The 3,408-nt window shown below is 50.6% G+C and carries 6 protein-coding genes; 4 read left to right on the top strand and 2 right to left on the bottom strand.

The window, feature by feature from the left end; translation table 11 throughout:
• Positions 1-101 precede the first annotated feature (101 nt).
• Both MHN01_RS20935 and MHN01_RS20930 read left to right on the top strand, forming a co-directional pair.
• The gene (locus MHN01_RS20935; RefSeq protein WP_075763989.1) at positions 102-596 is read left to right on the top strand and encodes a chemotaxis protein CheW; all 495 of its coding nucleotides are present in this window, start codon (positions 102-104) and stop codon (positions 594-596) included.
• Positions 596-1,030, top strand: coding sequence for a DUF2802 domain-containing protein (locus tag MHN01_RS20930; RefSeq protein ID WP_075763991.1), 435 nt, complete (start codon positions 596-598; stop codon positions 1,028-1,030). The genes MHN01_RS20935 and MHN01_RS20930 overlap by 1 nt, the downstream gene beginning before the upstream one ends.
• 38 nt (positions 1,031-1,068) lie before the next feature.
• Here the strand turns inward: MHN01_RS20930 and MHN01_RS20925 are convergent, their stop codons facing one another.
• Together MHN01_RS20925 and MHN01_RS20920 are read right to left on the bottom strand one after the other, a co-directional pair.
• On the bottom strand, positions 1,069-1,365 hold the full coding sequence (locus MHN01_RS20925; protein WP_239413209.1) for an EscU/YscU/HrcU family type III secretion system export apparatus switch protein: 297 nt from the start codon (positions 1,363-1,365) through the stop codon (positions 1,069-1,071).
• Between the two features lie 30 nt (positions 1,366-1,395).
• Positions 1,396-1,968, bottom strand: coding sequence for a hypothetical protein (locus MHN01_RS20920; protein WP_239413207.1), 573 nt, complete (start codon positions 1,966-1,968; stop codon positions 1,396-1,398).
• A gap of 381 nt (positions 1,969-2,349) precedes the next feature.
• Between MHN01_RS20920 and ccmA the strand changes: the two genes are divergently transcribed.
• Together ccmA and ccmB are read left to right on the top strand one after the other, a co-directional pair.
• Positions 2,350-3,000 (top strand): cytochrome c biogenesis heme-transporting ATPase CcmA, encoded by a 651-nt coding sequence (ccmA, locus tag MHN01_RS20915; protein WP_239413205.1) that lies wholly within the window; start codon positions 2,350-2,352, stop codon positions 2,998-3,000.
• A gap of 6 nt (positions 3,001-3,006) precedes the next feature.
• Positions 3,007-3,408 (top strand): heme exporter protein CcmB (ccmB, locus tag MHN01_RS20910; RefSeq protein ID WP_239413204.1); only part of this gene is annotated, 402 nt, incomplete at its 3' end.

Raw genomic sequence — 3,408 nt, 5'->3', positions numbered from 1 at the left:
AAAAATGTGTGCTCTAATTCATGTTAGCGAACTAATATCTATGCTCAATGCTGGTTTAGATGTTAAGAGTGTAATGTGAGCAAGGCCAAAGAGGAAACAGCATGTCTCAGGTTAGTGTAGCCGAAATACAAAAAGAAGACGGTAGCGATCAGGTACTGCAGTGGGTAACCTTCCAATTGGAAGATGAAACCTACGGCATCAATGTGATGCAGGTACGTGAAGTATTGCGCTACTCCGAAATTGCTCCGGTACCAGGTGCGCCAGATTACGTTCTGGGTATCATCAACCTGCGTGGTAACGTAGTAACGGTTATTGATACCCGTTCTCGCTTTGGCCTAATGCCAGGTGAAATTTCTGACAATACCCGTATTGTGATCATCGAGGCTGAGAAGCAGGTGATCGGTATCTTGGTAGACAGTGTTGCAGAAGTTGTTTATCTACGTAGTTCTGAAATTGACAGCACACCAAGTGTCGGTACAGAAGAGAGCGCGAAGTTTATCCAGGGCGTGAGCAACCGAGACGGTGAGCTGCTGATCCTGGTAGACCTAAACAAGCTGCTGTCTGACGAAGAATGGGACGAGATGGCGTACTTGTAATGCTAAGCCTCGTTTTGCAATGGTTGCCGGTTGCTGTTGCGATCCTGGCCGTGATTATTTCATGGCTAATGGTTCGTCGTGAACGCAAGGCCCGCCAGGCACTGGAAGCAAAATTTGCCGCCACAGAGTTGGTTTTGAAAAACTCTCGGCACCAGCACGAAAGCTTGCTTAAGCAGTTTACCGAGCTGCGTGCCGGAACAATAGGTATGAGCCAGAAGCTGGCTGATATGGCTGAGCACCTTGAGATGATCTCGGATCGACAGGGTGAAATGGCGATGTTGGATCCCGACGGAAAGCTCTACAGCCGCGCCAGTAAAATGGTTGAGCTGGGTGCCGATGTTGATGAGCTGATGGAAGAGTGTGATTTGCCGAAGGCGGAGGCGGAGCTGTTGCTGCGCTTGCAGCAAAAGATGGCGCAGCCAAGACGGCGTTAGAACGCTAACATGGTTTCACAACCTGTTTTTCAGTTGTATTACACTTGCTCGTTGATACTTGAAAGCCCTTCCCACCCGGGAGGGGTTTTTCCGTTTAGGAACCAGGAAAAAGCGATCAGCTCGGCGATAACCCGATATAGGTTCTCCGGGATCTCATCACCGACCTCAAGGTTGTTGAGGTAGTTGGTCAGCGCCTCATCTTGATGAATCAAGCCGCCTTGTTGTTTGACCTGCTCGATAATGTGTTCTGCCAGCTGGTTATGCCCTTTGGCCGTTACCGTTGGTGTTTGCTGCCCGTCATAGTGGAGTGCTATCGCACTTTTATTCTTCTGCATTCTTCTATCTGGCTACCTGTGTTGTGGTCACTATATCAGAATCGACAGCCCTTCTGTTTTGGGCTCGATAACCTGCGGTGGGCGAAATGTAAAGGTGGCAGGCTCGCTGTCGATCCCCAGCATTGTTAACCGCTCGGCCAGCACCGGAGAAAGGACCTCGGTGCGTTTCAGCCACTCTCTATTGTCTGATTCGAAGGCGAGGGCCAGGTTTTGTTGTTGCCATACCGCGATGGCATGGACGATATCGTAATGGCCGACAGGGAGGGCTAACCGGATAGTCCACTTAGACGATTGCTCGGTGCTTCTTGTCGAACCTGCGTCGGGGTCTTTTTCAATAGATAACTTCAGCTCTCGGCCGTTGGGTTGCAGCAGATGAAGCTGCAGCACGCTAGTATCGCCGTCTTTGCCGTTGGCTGCCAAACGCTGTTCAGCAGCCAGTTTGAGTAGCGCATTGAACTCGTCTTGCTTGTCGGTTGGTAGCTGCTGCAGCCATTGTCTGAGAGGACTGTCAGCTTGTCTGGATTGTTCCAACAGTTGGACCAGAACCTGCTTGCCGGCACCTTGCCTAATCCACTGTATGAGTGTGGCTTTATTCTCGGGCATCAGTAGCTGTGAGAGCAAATTTGTTACAGCGGGTGAAGAGGGCATCGACGAAGATGCAGTGTGCGCGATAAAAGTTGTAAAAAAACGTTGCAGCACATTCATTTGCATTAATACTTGAGACAGTTGAGAAATTTGTCCCTGAACAGGCCGATTTGCATTTACAGGTTGTGGAATTTTTGGATTTGTCTCATTTTCTGGCACTTTTTTAGGTTCAATTTGTCCACTCTTAGTTAAAGCAGTGGTTTGAGAGCTGTCGATACGCATGGATGTCACAATTACTAACCTAAGTGATGGAACTATACAACTGGGTGTCTAACAAAATCCTGAACCAGTGTGGTAATATGCCCGCTAAATTGTGTCACCTAGGATACATCATTTAATATGTTGTCTGTACAAGAATTAAGCTGTGTCCGCGATGAGCGGGTGTTGTTCGACGACCTAAGTTTCTCTGTATCGTCAGGTGAACTGGTTCAGATTGAAGGACATAACGGCGCCGGAAAAACAACCTTGCTCCGGATCATAGCGGGTCTCGGGCGGGCAGACAGCGGTAGCGTGTGCTGGAACAACGAAAATATCGAATCAGCACGGGAAGATTACTATCAGGACTTGCTGTTCCTGGGTCACCAGACCGGGGTAAAGCGAGAGCTGACAGCGTTTGAGAACCTGGCTTTTTTCCAGGCTATGCATACCCATACGGAAGACTCGGAGCTGACGGGAACACCGCAGGTCAATGGTGATGATTGCCTCTGGCAGGCACTTGCCCATGTCGGCCTGGCAGGGCGGGAAGATGTCCCGGCAGGTCAGCTCTCTGCCGGTCAGCAGCGTCGGGTGGCGCTGGCGAGGCTTTGGATCAGCAACCATAAGTTGTGGATTCTGGACGAGCCGCTGACGGCTATCGATAAGCAGGGTGTGAAAGTGCTGGAACGGTTATTCCTGTCTCATGTTGAGCGTGGCGGTGTCGTGCTGCTAACGACTCACCAGGATATGTTCACAGACAGTAACCATTTACGGAAGATTAAGTTGGGGCAGTAGTTCAGGATGCTAAGCGCTATTTTTCAAGTCATTCGGCGTGAGCTGCTGATTGCATTTCGTCGACAGGCTGATGTTTTTAACCCGTTGTGGTTTTTTATCATAGTGATCACCCTGTTCCCGTTGGGAGTCGGGCCGGAGCCGAATCTACTGGCTCGGATCGCACCGGGTATTGTTTGGGTTGCCGCGTTGCTGGCCGCGTTGTTGTCGCTGGAGCGTCTGTTCCGGGATGACTTTGTCGACGGTTCGCTTGAGCAGATGCTGATGATGCCGACACCACTGCCGGTGCTGGCCTTTGCCAAAATGGTGGCGCACTGGGTACTGACAGGTGTGCCTTTGTTGCTGATCAGCCCGTTGCTGGCAATCTTGCTGTCGTTGGACTGGGAGACCTGGAAGGCAGTGGTACTAACG

Source organism: Photobacterium sp. OFAV2-7 (assembly GCF_022347985.1).
Taxonomy (GTDB): domain Bacteria; phylum Pseudomonadota; class Gammaproteobacteria; order Enterobacterales; family Vibrionaceae; genus Photobacterium.
The sequence above is the reverse complement of the archived record's forward strand: the minus strand, read 5'-3'. Positions and strand labels throughout refer to the sequence as shown.

Bases quoted from the DNA above. Each gene is read 5' to 3' on its own strand.
- ccmA (WP_239413205.1), top strand. From the start codon at position 2,350: ATGTTGTCTGTACAAGAATTAAGCTGTGTCCGCGATGAGCGGGTGTTG.
- MHN01_RS20925 (WP_239413209.1), bottom strand. From the start codon at position 1,365: ATGCAGAAGAATAAAAGTGCGATAGCACTCCACTATGACGGGCAGCAA.
- MHN01_RS20930 (WP_075763991.1), top strand. From the start codon at position 596: ATGCTAAGCCTCGTTTTGCAATGGTTGCCGGTTGCTGTTGCGATCCTG.
- MHN01_RS20920 (WP_239413207.1), bottom strand. From the start codon at position 1,968: ATGCCCGAGAATAAAGCCACACTCATACAGTGGATTAGGCAAGGTGCC.
- MHN01_RS20935 (WP_075763989.1), top strand. From the start codon at position 102: ATGTCTCAGGTTAGTGTAGCCGAAATACAAAAAGAAGACGGTAGCGAT.